Annotated in this window: 10 protein-coding genes; 6 read left to right on the top strand and 4 right to left on the bottom strand. The window is 71.8% G+C overall.

Annotation, left to right across the window (positions count from 1 at the left end; genetic code table 11):
• The first annotated feature begins 15 nt into the window (after window positions 1-15).
• The gene (locus tag ACFYOU_RS28315) at window positions 16-687 is read left to right on the top strand and encodes a YitT family protein (protein ID WP_391309478.1); all 672 of its coding nucleotides are present in this window, start codon (window positions 16-18) and stop codon (window positions 685-687) included.
• Window positions 688-1,060: 373 nt separating this feature from the next.
• Window positions 1,061-2,272 carry a hypothetical protein gene (locus tag ACFYOU_RS28310; protein ID WP_391309477.1) on the top strand — a complete coding sequence of 404 codons (1,212 nt, stop codon included), beginning with the start codon at window positions 1,061-1,063 and terminating at the stop codon, window positions 2,270-2,272.
• A 200-nt stretch (window positions 2,273-2,472) separates the two neighbouring features.
• Here ACFYOU_RS28310 and ACFYOU_RS28305 read toward each other — a convergent pair whose 3' ends face one another.
• From ACFYOU_RS28305 to ACFYOU_RS28295, 3 genes are all read right to left on the bottom strand, one after another.
• The gene (locus ACFYOU_RS28305) at window positions 2,473-4,119 is read right to left on the bottom strand and encodes a pyruvate, phosphate dikinase (RefSeq protein ID WP_391309476.1); all 1,647 of its coding nucleotides are present in this window, start codon (window positions 4,117-4,119) and stop codon (window positions 2,473-2,475) included.
• Window positions 4,120-4,197: 78 nt separating this feature from the next.
• On the bottom strand, window positions 4,198-4,830 hold the full coding sequence (locus ACFYOU_RS28300) for a transcriptional regulator (protein ID WP_391309474.1): 633 nt from the start codon (window positions 4,828-4,830) through the stop codon (window positions 4,198-4,200).
• Window positions 4,827-5,999 (bottom strand): TetR family transcriptional regulator, encoded by a 1,173-nt coding sequence (locus ACFYOU_RS28295; protein ID WP_391309473.1) that lies wholly within the window; start codon window positions 5,997-5,999, stop codon window positions 4,827-4,829. Before ACFYOU_RS28295 ends, ACFYOU_RS28300 begins: the two co-directional genes overlap by 4 nt.
• Before the next feature lie 289 nt (window positions 6,000-6,288).
• Here ACFYOU_RS28295 and ACFYOU_RS28290 point away from each other — a divergent pair, with 289 nt between their 5' ends.
• Both ACFYOU_RS28290 and ACFYOU_RS28285 read left to right on the top strand, forming a co-directional pair.
• Window positions 6,289-6,576 carry a hypothetical protein gene (locus tag ACFYOU_RS28290; protein WP_391309471.1) on the top strand — a complete coding sequence of 96 codons (288 nt, stop codon included), beginning with the start codon at window positions 6,289-6,291 and terminating at the stop codon, window positions 6,574-6,576.
• A gap of 646 nt (window positions 6,577-7,222) precedes the next feature.
• Entirely contained in the window at window positions 7,223-8,242 is a 1,020-nt protein-coding gene (locus tag ACFYOU_RS28285; RefSeq protein ID WP_391309469.1) for a streptomycin biosynthesis protein, read from the top strand.
• Window positions 8,243-8,387: 145 nt separating this feature from the next.
• Here ACFYOU_RS28285 and ACFYOU_RS28280 read toward each other — a convergent pair whose 3' ends face one another.
• Entirely contained in the window at window positions 8,388-9,191 is an 804-nt protein-coding gene (locus ACFYOU_RS28280) for an alpha/beta fold hydrolase (protein ID WP_391309468.1), read from the bottom strand.
• A gap of 271 nt (window positions 9,192-9,462) precedes the next feature.
• Between ACFYOU_RS28280 and ACFYOU_RS28275 the strand changes: the two genes are divergently transcribed.
• Both ACFYOU_RS28275 and ACFYOU_RS28270 read left to right on the top strand, forming a co-directional pair.
• Complete coding sequence (locus ACFYOU_RS28275; RefSeq protein ID WP_391309703.1) at window positions 9,463-10,530, top strand: cytochrome P450; 1,068 nt, start codon at window positions 9,463-9,465, stop codon at window positions 10,528-10,530.
• Between the two features lie 79 nt (window positions 10,531-10,609).
• Window positions 10,610-13,288 (top strand): beta-ketoacyl synthase N-terminal-like domain-containing protein (locus ACFYOU_RS28270; protein WP_391309467.1); only part of this gene is annotated, 2,679 nt, incomplete at its 3' end.

The following is a 13,288-nucleotide window of genomic DNA, read 5'->3' as shown; positions in this document are numbered from 1 at the left end:
CTCGGAGGCATGTTCATGGCGAAGTCGGTGATCCCCGGACCGAAGCGGTCACGCGGTTTCGAGCCCGCGCAGTTCGCGGCCTACCTGGCCGGATGCGTGTCCTTCTCCTACGGTGCCGCGTGTTTCATCAGATCGGACCTCGGCACCGACCCGCTCGACGTCTTCGCGCTCGGCCTGCTGGAGCACCTGCCCCTGACCATCGGCATCGCCCAGGCGCTGTTCGCCGCCCTGTGCATCGCCGTCTGGTCGATCTGGAACCGCCGGCGCCCGGTGTTCTCGCCGTTCGTCACCTTCCTCTTCTGCGGCAGCATGATCGACGTCATGCGCGCCTGGGACCTCGCCGGACTGCCCGTTCCCGACGCGGCCTTGATGGTGCTCGGCAGCCTGCTGTGCGCGTACGGGTCCTCGCTCATCATCATCAGCGGCATCGGCATCCGCGCCATGGACCTCCTTGCGATCAGCATGACCGAGCACTGGCGCTGGCCGTTCTGGGCCGCCAAGTTCAGCACCGAACTGCTGCTCCTGGTCAGCGGTTACCTGCTCGGCGGCCCGGTGGGCATCGGCACCGTCTGCTTCCTGGTCGTGGTGGACCTCCTCGTGCAGCCCCTGATGCGACTGAACGGGAGCGTGCTGCGACTGCGCAACGTGGGCATGCCCAGCCTCAGCGTCGTCAGAACCGCCGCCTGACGGAGTCAGCTCGTCCCCGCAGCCCCCCGCACCCGGGTGGCCGGAAGCCGCCGCGGCCCCCTGTCGGGCCCGGGCGGACGGGGGTGGTCACCGCCCCTCGGCCGTGACCGTGGCCATGGGGCCGGAAGGTGCTGCTGGGGCGCCGTCACCTGGAGTCCGCGCCCGCCCGCGGGGCGGGGCGGACGTGTCGGACAGCAGACGATACGAGCCAAAGTGAACGGGCGTACGAATCCAGCCGTTTCGTAGATCGAGCTGCCAACGGGCCATCAGAGGCGGAAACTTGATCTGTTTGCGGGTTCCTTGCTGGCTGGGAACAGACGCAATGCCCATGCATGTACACGTTCATGTCATTGAAGAGACCAGGAGTGTCCGGATGGCCCGCTTCCGCGTTCGCCGACCTGCATCCCTTGCCGCCGCGGCAACCGCCCTGCTCCTCCTGGGTTCGGCGCCCGCAGCGGTGGCCGAACCCTCCGATCGGCAACTGACCTCACGGCTGCTGCCGATCCCGCCGGGCGGGATCCACAGTTTCGTCAAGGGGCTGAACAGCAGCGGCACGGTCGTCGGCGACTACTACGTGGAGGGCTCCGACGGCCCGCTCGGGATCCGGTGGAACGCCGGCCGCCCCGGATACTCCCGGCTGGCGCCGCTGCCCGGTGAGAAGTTCAGCCGCACGACCGCGCTCAGCGACCGCGGCTGGGTGGTCGGCCTCTCCTTCGACACCCAGCCCAACTCGCACCCGGTGCGCTGGAGATCGGACGGGGTCCCGACCCGGTTGGCGCTTCCCGACGGTTCCGGCAACGGCAATGCGTCGGCCGTCAACAACGCCGGGGTCGCGGTCGGCGACGCGTCCGTGGAGAACAACCGCTCCCGACCCCTGCGCTGGCAGTCCGACGGCAGCAGGACCGACCTGCCCGTGCTGCCCGGCGACGACAGCGGCACCGCGACGTCGATCAACAGGGCGGGCACCGCGGTCGGATGGACCGAGAAGCGCGACGGCACCGACGGCCCCGCGCACCCCGTGCGCTGGAACGCGGCGGGTGCCGTGAGCGCACTGCCCCTCCCGGCGGGGATCGTCGGGGCCCGGACCAGCCAGATCACCGACAACGGCGTGGTCTTCGGTCACGGGCGGCGCGCCGGGAGCACGGCGTACGACCGGGTCCTGGTGTGGGCGGCCGACGGCACCGTCCGTGACGCCGGGCGCGGGCGGGGATACGACGTCAACCGGGCGGGTACTGCCGTGGGGGCTTCGTTGGAGGACAACCCGAACGGCGACACGGCCCGCTGGAACGCGGACGGCACCAGGACCGTGCTCGCCAACCCGGCGGAAGCGGCCGGCGAGGTGCTGGCGATCAACAACCGCGGCGCGGCCGTCGGATACGCCTGGCCGCCGGCCGGCAACCCCGCCCTGGACAAGGCCCTGTTGTGGAAGCCCGACGGTACGGTCGTCCCGCTGCCGCCGTCGTCCCTCGGCCCCTACGCCGCGGCGTTCGCGATCAACGACGCCGGAGTGATCACCGGATTCTCCGTCGGCACCGACGGCGCCGGTAACGCGACGACCTGGCGTGCGACCGTCTGGAAGCGCTGACACCCGCCGCCAGGAGGCGGGCCAGGACCGGAGGGAGCCCCGGCGCGTCGTACGTGACGCGCCGGGGCTCCCCCCTATCCCGTTCCCGCCCCTTCGCCGTGTGCGCCCGCACTGCCGTCACGCGAACCGCCTGCCCCCACAGCGCTGGAGCGGGCCGGCGCCCCACCGGGACACCGCCCCCCACCAGGAGCCCCGCGGGGTCAGCGGGGCGTCTCCTGGTCGGCAGCACGCAGGACGGCCTGCGCCGCGGCCAGGCGTTCCCGCTCGTCACGGTCGCCGTCGGCACCGCCCGCGACGTCGTCCGCCCAAGCGAGCAGCCGGTGCAGATGGGGGTCGGTCGAGGCGGCGACGATACGGGGCTCACCCACGACGACCTCGCCGCCCGTTCCGTCGACAGCGATGAGCGTGCCCTCGGGCAGGGTGCGCCCGCCCGCCCGGACGCAGCCGTCGACGGCGTCGACGGAGAGGCCCGTGGCCCCCACGACGGCGGGTTTCCCCATCGCCCGGGCCACCACGGCCGCATGGCTGGTCGGCCCGCCGCGTGCGGTGACGACCCCGGTCGCGGCGGCCAGGCCGTGCATGTCGAGCGGGGAGGTCTCCGGTCGCAGCAGGACGACCGGGCCGCCCGCCGCCAGCCGCGCCGCGCTGTCGGCGGTGGTCGCCACCCGACCGACGGCGACTCCGGGAGAGGCGCCGAGCCCCCGGGTGAAGACGTCCCGGGGGTCGATCGCCGCGATCCGCGGCGTCCGCACCTGGGCGAGGTGCTGCGGCGAGACCCGCAGCAGCGCCTCGTCGCGCCGGATCGTCCCCGCCCCGGCGAGGTCGACCGCGACCCGTACCGCGGCACGCCCGACGAACCGCCCGGGACGTACCTGGAGGATCCAGAGCTCGCCCGCCTCGAAGGTGAACTCGACGTAGCACGCGTCGCGGTAGTGCTCCTCCAACTGTTCGAGGGCGCTCAACAGGCCGCTCCACACGGCGGGTTCCCGGTCGGCCAGCTCGTGCAGGGGGCCGGTCAGCGAGCTGCCGGAGACGACGTCCTCCCCCTGACGGCCGAACAGGACCTCGCCGAACGGGACGTGCTCACCGGTGTTGGGGTCGCGGCTGAAGGCGACACCCGTTCCGCTGCGCCCGTCGCGGTTGCCGAACACCATCGCCTGGACGGTCACGGCCGTGCCGAGGTCGCCGGGGATGTCGTGCAGGGCGCGGTAGGTCTTGGCGCGCGGGGTGTCCCACGAGGAGAACACCGCGGCGACGGCGAGCTCCAACTGTCGGGCCGCGTCCTCGGGAACGGGTTCGCCGCTGTGTTCGAGGATGAGTCGCTCGACATGACGGATCGCCGTTTCGAAGGCGCTGGGGTCGTCGTGGCGCCCGGCGATCGCCCGGTCCACGCCCGCCAGGCTCTCCTGGCCCACGCCGACGACCTGGGACGCGAAGCTGGTGAGGAACCGCAGCCGCGAGTCCAGCGCGAACCGCGGCTCGCCCCTCTCCTCGGCCAGCGCGGCCGTTGCCCGGGAGGTGAGCCCGAGGTTGAGGACGGTGCTCATCATGCCGGGCATCGACACCTTGCCGCCGGAGCGGACCGACACCGCCAGCGGACGCTGTGAGCCGCCGAGCTCGCGGTGCGTGGCCGCTTCCAACTCGGCTACCGCAGCGGTGAGTTCAGCGGTGAGGCCGTGGGGTAGTCGCCCGGTGCGGAGGTAGGCACGGCATGCCTCGGTGCTGATGACGAACCCCGGTGGCACGGGCAGCCCCAAACGTCGGAGCACGATCAGCCCGTGCGCCTTGCCGCCGAGGTCGTCCGCCGTTTCCTCGACCTCTGCCGAGAGCGGGTGGATCCAGGTCATCGCGTGGTCATCTCTGCGTCGCCTCAGTTGCGTCGGCCGTGGGGGGAGGGGGCTGCCGCGGGTGGCGGCCCGGTGGGCTCAGTGGCGGGGGATGCCGAGCGTGGCCAGCAGGTCCTCGTGTAGCTGGAACCACACGGTGTGGTAGGAGGCGGTGCTGTCCGTCACGTACTCCAGGGCGCCGGACCTCGCGCGGACGAGTGCGTCGGAGAGCCGGACGGGGTAGCGCTGGAACCGGAGCAGGGCCGCGGACAGCTCCGCGCACAGGGGCTCGGCACGCTGGTGGAACTCCGTGAACCGGTCGAGGACACGGGCGTCGTAGGAGGAGTCGCTGTGGTCGTTCATCGTCATGGCGCCGTCGGTCGTGCGGGTCTGCCATGCGGTGCAGAGGTCGAGGAGTTCGGGGTTGAGGACGAGGAACCGGTCGAAGGCCGCGGTCAGGGCGGGGCGCACACCGGCCCTCGCCACCTCGTCGGCGATCCGCTCGGCGTCCGCGGCGCGGCCCGCGTCCGTGAGGCCCCAGCCGCCGAAGCTGCCCGGGGTACGCGTGACGAGTCCGGCGACGGCGAGGTCGATCAGTCCCGATTCGACGTCTGACTCGGGCAGTCCGGTCGCCCCGGCCACTGCGGACAGCCCCGAGAAGCCGATGCAGCGAAGGGTGTGGAGCACCAGCAGGTCGGTGCTGGTGGCGTGAGACGAAACGGGTTGGGTCATGGCGCGGCCCCATTGGGTGTGGTGTGGGAAACGTCTGCGGTGGTGAGGTCGAGGGTGGCCGCGGCATGCGCGGCCCCCGGCCCTTGGGCTCGGGTGACGATCGTGTCGTGCCGTACGCGGACCGCGTACTCGGTGGTGTCGTCGGCGTTCGGCACGCCGACGGCCGAGGCCAGCAGACCGCGGTCGTCGAGGACGAGGCGCAGGCGCGGCCGGCTGTCGGGGGCGAACGCGCGCCACAGACAGCGGGCGAACTCGCCGATCCTCAGCCGGACGAGGCGTCCGATCTCTGCGGGGTCGGAGGTGGTGACGGCCACGGTGATCAGATCACCGGCCCGCGCGCTGCGGACGGCCTCTTCCGCGGCTTCGAGACGGTGGGTTCCGAGGACCGTGATCAGGCCGTCCCCGGTGAATCCGACCAGGCTCCGGCTGAGCAGGTCCGGCAGCTCGCGCGGCGGGTCCCACGGGTCGCGGCAGGCCCGCGCGGGCGGGACGTAGGGCAGGTACGGAGGGTTCCAGGTGTCGGCGAGGGCGAGCCCGCCGAGGTGTGCGCAGGCCAGGGCGATGTCGAACGGGTCGCCGAAGCCGAGGGCCGGATCCGTCGAGGTGCCGGGACCGTCCAGCAGCCGCAGGACCAGCTGGGCCCGTCTGACCTGTCGTGCGGGCGGGGTGTCGGTGCCGGCGCGCGATTCCAGTGACTCCAGCGCGAGCGCCAGCAACAGCGCCTCCATGCGGGTCACTTGGCCGAACGCGGCACGGATCGGTTCGTCGTCGAGCACCTCGGTCAGGGAGCCCGGGTGCACCCGGCCGGTGGCGGGGCTGTGTTCGGACAGCGGCAGCCTTTCGAGCCAGATCCGGGCGAAGGCCCCCAGGGCGTCGGCGCTGGAGGTCCGGGCGGGCGCCGCCGAGGCGCTGATCCTGCCCGCGGCGATCCTGCCGGCGGCGCCGTGCTCCGGGGCGGCGCGCTCGAACATGTCGATCAGCACGGCCAGGTAGAGGGCGCGTTTGCCCGGGAAGTTCGAGTACACCGCGCCACGCGTCAGTTCGGCCCGCTCGGCGATGCTGTCCACCTTCGCCGCCGTGTAGCCGCGCTCGGTGAACTCGGCCTTCGCCGCGGTCAGGACGGCGGCGCGGGTGCGCTCCTGTTGTTGGGCTCGGGTCAACCGGACCATCCGCCGCTCCTTCCGCTCCCACGCCGCCGTCGTGCGCGCCGTCCAGTCAGCTGGTCAAGCGTCTCCGCTCACCACAGAAGATACACCCACCATCCCGATGTTGAGACCATCTGAGTGCGGATGGTGCGTGCGGATGGCCGGGTGAAGTCGACAGAGCGACCCCGGACCGGCCGGAAAATCGGATGTTTACTTTTCGGTCACTGGTCTCCGTGGCTCGCGGAGAACCCTCCCGCCCAAAGGCCCTCGAAGAATCCTTGCCCGATTTCCCGCGGGTTGGGATGCTCGCTCGATGGGTGAACGAGCACCTTATGAACTGCTCAGCCGCGACGATATCGAAGACATTGCCCGATGCGCCGTCCTCGGCGCGTACAGACCGCACCCCGGTTACGTTTTCGGGCTGTCTTTCATGGCGGTCGTGCCCGGAATTACGCTGGTCGTGTGCGCAATGGCATTCCGGCTGGCGCGCCGGCGTTTGCTGCGTCGCCTCCACCGGTCCCACGGCGGCGCCGAGTTCAACTGGCCGGATCTGATCGCCGAGGTGCGCCGCCGGGATCGGAATGCCACCCTCCGTACGTGATGACCGTATGTTTCTCCGTCTCGGACCATCCGGACGATGCGTCCGGTTCGCACCTCCGTCGCCGCCGTGCCACCTGTGCGGTATCAGGCTTCCGAGCGTCCGTGCCGGTTCAAACCATCAGTCGGCACGTGTCCTGTCGAATGTCGCGTACGGGCCCTTCTCCTGCTTCGTCTTGACAGGCATCGACCGAAAGCGATCAAATTTGCACAGTGCCGCGATCTTTCGTAACTGAGGGGTGAGCAAGGAATCCGATGGACGGGGATGTTGTGCAACGGGGGGCGATGTGTGTATGCGAAGGACGTGCGGACTGCGATCTCATTTCAACCGTCACGACGATAACCTTCGCCTTCTTCCGCTATGGGAAATTATCGCGGCGTAATGACGCCGAAACGAAGGTGAAGTGGTGTGCCTTCGTCGTGCCCGGGTAGGCCGCTGCGCCATGGCCGTTCTGTCGACTTATCGCCTCCATCTGCTCGGCCTGACGTGTCGCTGAGCCACACCGGAAGCCCCCGTCACAGCAGCAGCGGCCCCACCAGGCTGCCCATGTCCACCGACGCACGATCGCCCTCCGGCCCCCCAACCACGCACCCGAGGTGATTGATCAATGATCGGTAGGTTGAGAGCCCATGCTGTTCGGACAACGGAGGTGTCCGATGTTGATGTCCAGGGACGGGCCGGCGGCAGGGGCACGGCCTCGGCGGCCGGGGGCGCACCGCGCCCGGCCGCCGAGTGCGTGCCCCTCGAAGCCCTACAGACGTCGGGAGGTCCGCGCACCGGTGGGGAGGACGCGGAGCACGTCCACCTGCTGGCGGCGCTGCACACACCACTCCCGCCCATCGTGGTGCACCGTCCCACGATGCGGGTCATCGACGGTGCGCACCGACTGCGCGCCGCGCTCCTGCGCGGCGACGACCACATCATGGTCCGCTACTTCGACGGCGCGGAGGCGGACGCCTTCGTCCTCGCCGTCCAGCTCAACAGCGAACACGGGCTGCCGCTTTCGCTCGCCGACCGCAAGTCCGCCGCGGCCCGGATCATCGCCTCGCACCCCCAGTGGTCCGACCGCAGGATCGCCGAAGTCGTGGGGCTGGCCGCGAACACGGTGGGAGCCGTACGACAGCGTTCGACTGCGCAAAATGAGCAGCCGAACGCCAGCATCGGCCGGGACGGACGGGTGCGCCCCCGCAACGGAGCCGAGGGACGGCTGCGCGCGGGGGAGCTGATGAGGGCCAACCCGGAGGCCTCGTTGCGCGAGATAGCCAGGCTCGCGGGGATCTCGGCGGCCACCGCCAGCGATGTCCGGGCCCGGCTCAACCGGGGTGAGCCGCTGGTCACGCCGCAACAACGGCAGGCCGTGGTGCGGGAGAGCCCTTCGGGGACCATGGCCCGCCGCTCCTTCCGCCCCGACGGCCCCGCCAGCGACGTCCTGTTGGTGAGCCTCAGCAAGGACCCCTCGCTGCGGCTCACCATGGCCGGCAAGATCCTGCTGCGCGCACTGCGGGTCTGCTCGGTCGACGCGGACGGCTGGGCCCGCATCGTGGAGGCGGTGCCGCCCCACCGCCAGGAGGTGGTGGCCCGCCTCGCCCGGGAGTGCGCGGGCGCATGGGAGTTCCTCGCGGACCGGCTGTCGGAACGGACGGCCGACACCTCGACCGAGGCGGGCTGAACCGGCTGCCCCGACCGTCGCCCGCGAGCCGGGCGGGACCCGGGAAGCGGCGCCGGGACCCGACCGCGCCGCGCGGTCGGGTCCCGGCCCGGGTCCGGGTCGTGCGCACGGGCCCGCGCCTACGACCCGGAGGCGGTCCCCGCGCTCAGGGCGCGTCGAGGAACGCGCGGACGTCGCGGGCGAACTCCGGGGTCCCCAGGAGGTTGTGACCGCGGCGGGGGTACCGCACCAGCCGGGCGCCCGCCATCCCCGCCGCGGTCTCGTCGAACATCTCCTGCGGCCACAAGTGGTCGCGGCCACCGCACACCACGAGGGCGGGCGCACGCACCTCGGCCAGCCGGTCCCGGACGTCGAAGCCGTCCTCGGCCAGCAGGGTCGCCCTCATGTCCGAGGTGTCACGCGGCGGCGGATTCAGACGTCCCGCCAGCCACAGCGGCACCATCAGCAGGCGTTGCAGCGCCGGACTGCGGGTGAGGGCGGGGGCCGCTCGATGCATGCCGGAGCGGCCCTGCTCGGCCGCCGCGATCAGATCCCGGTGGAAACGCCTGCCGACCGGCCCCAGGGCGTACGCGGCGCCGGCCAGGACCAGCCGGTCGACCACGTCGGGGTGGTCGACCGCCAGTTGCAGGGCGATCGAGCCACCGGTCCCGTGGCCGAGTACGGGCACGGGACCGGGGAAGCGGTCGCGCAGCGCCTCGGCGTGTTCGGCGGCCACCTCGCCCATCGTCGTGCCGACCGGCATGCCGGGGCGCCGGTTGGTCCAGAAGACCTCGTACCCGGCGGCGACGAACGGCGCCACCAACCGGGCCGCTCGGCGCCGCTGCGCACCCGGCGTCGGCACCGTGTGCGTCATCGTGAATCCGGACAGGCAGACCAGCGGTTTTCCGGAACCGAAGGCGAGATGGGGCAGGCCGGTGCTGAATGTGCCCTGCTTGGTCGCGATATCCATGGGCCACCTCTCGTATTCGTCGTACTCGATCGGGCTTTCCGAGCGTTCGTGGTCACATCTCGTGTGCGCGGCTACGCTGACGTCCGGACCGGGGCCACCAAATATCGTACGGAACGAGCGAGTTGGTCGCCGAGCTGGTTTCAGAGGAAGAGGCGAGGTGTCAGGATTGTCCGCCGTACTGCGTCCACATCACCTGGGTCCGTTACCGGAATTCATGACCGGTGCCAACACCGTTCCGGTAAAGCGCATACGCACGCCGCCCGGTGACGAGATGTGGTTGGTGAGCGATTACGCCCTGGGCCGCCGGGTGCTGTCCGACCGGCGGTTCAGCAGGGCCGCCGCAGTGGCACCGGGCGCCCCACGGCTGAACTCGGCGGCGCCGTCCCCCACCTCGATGATGAGCCTGGACGGCACCGACCACGCCCGGCTGCGCAGGATCGTCGCGGCCGCCTTCACCACGGGCAAGATGACCGGCATGGCCCCGCTGGTGCAGCGGACGGCAGCCGATCTGCTGACCGGCATGAGCCGCCGCGACAGCCCCGCCGACCTGGTCTCCTCCTTCGCCGAACCACTGCCGGTGGCCGTGTTGGGCACCCTGCTCGGGGTGCCCGCCGAGGACCGGGGGATCTTCGACTCCTGGGTGGAGGTGCTCTTCGACATCACCGCCAGCAGCGATCTGGAGAAGGGCCGGCAGCGGCTCCAACTGGTCGACTACATGTCCACCCTGATCGACCGCAAGCGACTGCGGGACGACGACGACCTCCTCACCGACCTCATCCGGGCCCACGACGGCGACGCCCTCTCCAAAGCCGAACTCGTGAGCCTCGGCCTCGCGCTGCTCACCGCCGGCTACGAGACGACGGTCGGGCAGATCGGCCTCGCCGCACTCGCCGTGCTCCAGGAGGAGATTCCCCGGGAATTCGTCAAGGACGGTGCACGGGCGGACGCACTGGTCGAAGAATTGCTCCGGGTCACCCCGTCTACGGCGATCAGTTTCCCGCGGGTGGCGCTTGAAGACGTCCAACTCGGTGATATCCGTGTACGGGCGGGCGAGGCGGTGGTCGTCTCCTTGCTGCACGGAAATCGCGACGACAAGGCATTCGCCGAACCGGAAGTCCTGCGGGACGACAGGTCGGCGGCCCACCTCACCTTCGGACACGGAATACACCGCTGTCTCGGAGCACCCCTGGCACGGCTCCAGGTGCGGACGGCGCTCCTCGAACTGTTCGAGTTCTTTCCCGCGCTACGGCTGGCCGAGGACGCGCCCGCGGCGCCCGCCGTCGTGTGGAAGGACGGACTGATCACCCGGGGCCTGAGCTCGTTGCGGGTGACGTGGTGAGCCGCCGCCGGCACCCGTAGGACACGGAACCAGAAGGACCGGCAGAACCAGTGGGATGAGAAGGGGCAGGGAACCGACAGTGGCTGCACACGTGGCGGACGGCATGGCGGAGCGGGAGACGGCGCAGGACGAGCCGATCGCGATCATCGGCCTGGCGTGCCGCTTCCCCGATGCCCCCGCGCCGGGCGACTACTGGCACCTGCTGCACGACGGCCGCTCGGCCATCAACCGCTCGCCCGAGACCGGCAGGTACGAGGGGACGCTGCCCGACCGGGACCGGTTCGACGCCGCCTTCTTCGGCATTTCACCGCGCGAGGCGAACGCCATGGACCCGCAGCAGCGGCTGGCGCTGGAACTGAGCTGGGAGGCCCTGGAGTCGACGGGGCTGCTCCCCGCCGCACTGCGCGGTGGCGACACCGGCGTCTTCCTCGGTGTCTCGGCGGGCGACTACGCCGGTGTCGTCCGACGCGAAGGAGCCGCGCCGCTCTCGCACCACGCCATGGCGGGGACCCACCGCAGCGTCATCGCCAACCGCGTCTCGTACGCCCTCGATCTGCACGGTCCGAGCCTCACCGTCGACGCCGGCCAGGCTTCGTCGCTGGTGGCCGTGCACCTGGCCTGCGCCAGTCTGCGGGGCGAGGAGACGTCCCTGGCCCTGGCCGGCGGGGTGCAGCTGAACATCACCGAGGACGGCGCGGAACTGGCGGAGGCGTTCGGCGGGCTGTCCCCGGACGGCAGCAGCCGTGCCTTCGACGCGCGCGCCAACGGGTTCGTCCGGGGCGAGGGCGCCGGTCTCGTCGTGCTCAAGCCGCTGGCCCGGGCCCTGGCCGACGGCGACCGCATCCACGCCGTGATCAGGGGCAGCGCCGTCAACCACGGCGGCGGCGGAGCGGGACTGACCGTGCCCAGCGCCCGGGCGCAGGCCACCGCCCTGCTCGCGGCCCACCGCCAGGCCCGGGTCGCCCCCGCGGACGTGCAGTACGTCGAACTCCACGGCACCGGTACGAAGGTGGGCGACCCGATCGAGGCGGACGCCCTCGGCGCGGTGTTCGGCGGGCGACGCAGCGGCAGTGATCCCCTCCGGGTGGGTTCGGTCAAGACCAACATCGGCCATCTGGAGGCGGCGGCGGGCATCGCCGGCCTGCTCAAGGTCACCCTGGCCCTGGCCCACGGCGTCGTCCCCGCGAGCCTCAACTTCGAGTCGGCCAACCCCGCGATCGACCTCGACGCGCTCGGCCTGCGCGTACAGACGCGGGCCGAGGCGTGGCCCGCGCCCGAGGGCACCGAGCGGGTGGCCGGGGTCTCCTCCTTCAGCATGGGAGGCACCAACTGCCATGTGGTCCTGTCGGCGGCGCCCGACCCGTCCGGTGGGTCGACCGCGCCGGTGCGACCGGCCGACGACGCCGTCCTGCGCCGCCCGGTGCCCCTGCCGTGGGTGCTCTCGGGACGCGACGCCCAGGCCCTGCGGGACCAGGCCGTCAAGCTGCGGGACCAGGTGCGGGCGGACCCCGACTGCCGGACCGAGGACATCGGCTACTCGCTGGCCACCACGCGAACCGCCTTCGCTCGACGCGCAGTCGTCGTAGCGGCGGACCGTGAGGACTTCGTCGCGGCTCTCGACGCCCTCGCGCACGGCACGACGACGGGCGCGGTCACCACCGGCAGCGTGAGGGAGCCGAGGGAGCCGCTGACCCTCGTGTTCCCGGGTACGGCCGACGGGTGCCTTGACGCCGGGCGGGCGCTGCTGTCCCGCTCGGCCGCGTTCGAGGCGGCCCTCGCCGCGCACGACGAGGTGTTCGCGCCCTACGGCCTGCGGTCCGCGACCGCTGCACTGCGCGCCGCTGGCGCCGAAGCTCCCGGGTCGGAGACCTCCGCGGCGTGCGTGTTCGCCGTCACGCTCGCGCTCGCGGCGCTCTGGCAGGCCTACGGGGTCCGGCCGGACGCGGTCAGCGCCCCGGCGGGACCTGGCACCGTTGCCGCAGCGGTCCTGCGGGGCCTGCTGACCCCGGAGGAGGGCGCGCGCCTCGTCGCCACCGGCGAAGCGACGCCCCGGTACGCCGGGTTCGCCGGCCCCGCCGCCGCCGACGCCCTGTGGCTGGACGCCACGGGACGGCTCGGACTGCGTACGCCGGAAACGGGATCCTGGAGCACCCCGGACGGTGCGCCGTCCGAGCCGGACTTCGCGGCGGCCCTCGGGCAGTTGTACGTGCGGGGCGTGCCGGTCGACTGGAGCCCCGCGTTCGCCGGCACCCGGCCCACGGTCGTCGAGCTGCCCACGTACGCCTTCCAGCGGGAGTCGTACTGGTGGCCCGAGACCGGCACCGGAGCGGCCGACGATCCGGGGTCCGGGCCCGCGCCCCGCTCGGGGGCCTCCGCCGAGGAGACCGTCTTCTCGGTGGTCCGCGAGGTGCTGGGCGGCGGAGAGTTCGACGGCGGGGCGGCGCTCAGGGACGTGGGTTTCGATTCGTTGATGCTGGCCGAACTGCGGGAGCGGCTGTCCGAGGCGACCGGCCTGGACGTCCCGTCGACAGCGGTGTTCGACCATCCGACCCCCCTGGCCCTCAGCGCTTTCCTGGCCACGCTCCAGGAGGGTTCCCCGCCGGAGGATTCCACCGACGGGATTCCCGTGCGGTCCGGCGAAAGGACGTCACGGACATCCGACTCCGATGATCCTGTGGTGATTGTGGGGATGGCTTGTCGTTTTCCTGGTGGGGTGGTGTCGCCGGAGGGTTTGTGGGATGTGGTGGTGTCGGGTGGT

This window comes from Streptomyces sp. NPDC005955, from assembly GCF_042871255.1.
Classification (GTDB): Bacteria; Actinomycetota; Actinomycetes; order Streptomycetales; family Streptomycetaceae; genus Streptomyces.
Note: the sequence above shows the minus strand (reverse complement) of the source record. Positions and strands in the feature narration are given on the sequence as shown.

What these genes read in the sequence shown, in the direction of transcription:
- ACFYOU_RS28315 (WP_391309478.1), top strand. Translation starts at nt 16, where the DNA reads ATGGCGAAGTCGGTGATCCCCGGACCGAAGCGGTCACGCGGTTTCGAG.
- ACFYOU_RS28310 (WP_391309477.1), top strand. Translation starts at nt 1,061, where the DNA reads ATGGCCCGCTTCCGCGTTCGCCGACCTGCATCCCTTGCCGCCGCGGCA.
- ACFYOU_RS28305 (WP_391309476.1), bottom strand. Translation starts at nt 4,119, where the DNA reads ATGACCTGGATCCACCCGCTCTCGGCAGAGGTCGAGGAAACGGCGGAC.
- ACFYOU_RS28300 (WP_391309474.1), bottom strand. Translation starts at nt 4,830, where the DNA reads ATGACCCAACCCGTTTCGTCTCACGCCACCAGCACCGACCTGCTGGTG.
- ACFYOU_RS28295 (WP_391309473.1), bottom strand. Translation starts at nt 5,999, where the DNA reads ATGGTCCGGTTGACCCGAGCCCAACAACAGGAGCGCACCCGCGCCGCC.
- ACFYOU_RS28290 (WP_391309471.1), top strand. Translation starts at nt 6,289, where the DNA reads ATGGGTGAACGAGCACCTTATGAACTGCTCAGCCGCGACGATATCGAA.
- ACFYOU_RS28280 (WP_391309468.1), bottom strand. Translation starts at nt 9,191, where the DNA reads ATGGATATCGCGACCAAGCAGGGCACATTCAGCACCGGCCTGCCCCAT.
- ACFYOU_RS28275 (WP_391309703.1), top strand. Translation starts at nt 9,463, where the DNA reads ATGTGGTTGGTGAGCGATTACGCCCTGGGCCGCCGGGTGCTGTCCGAC.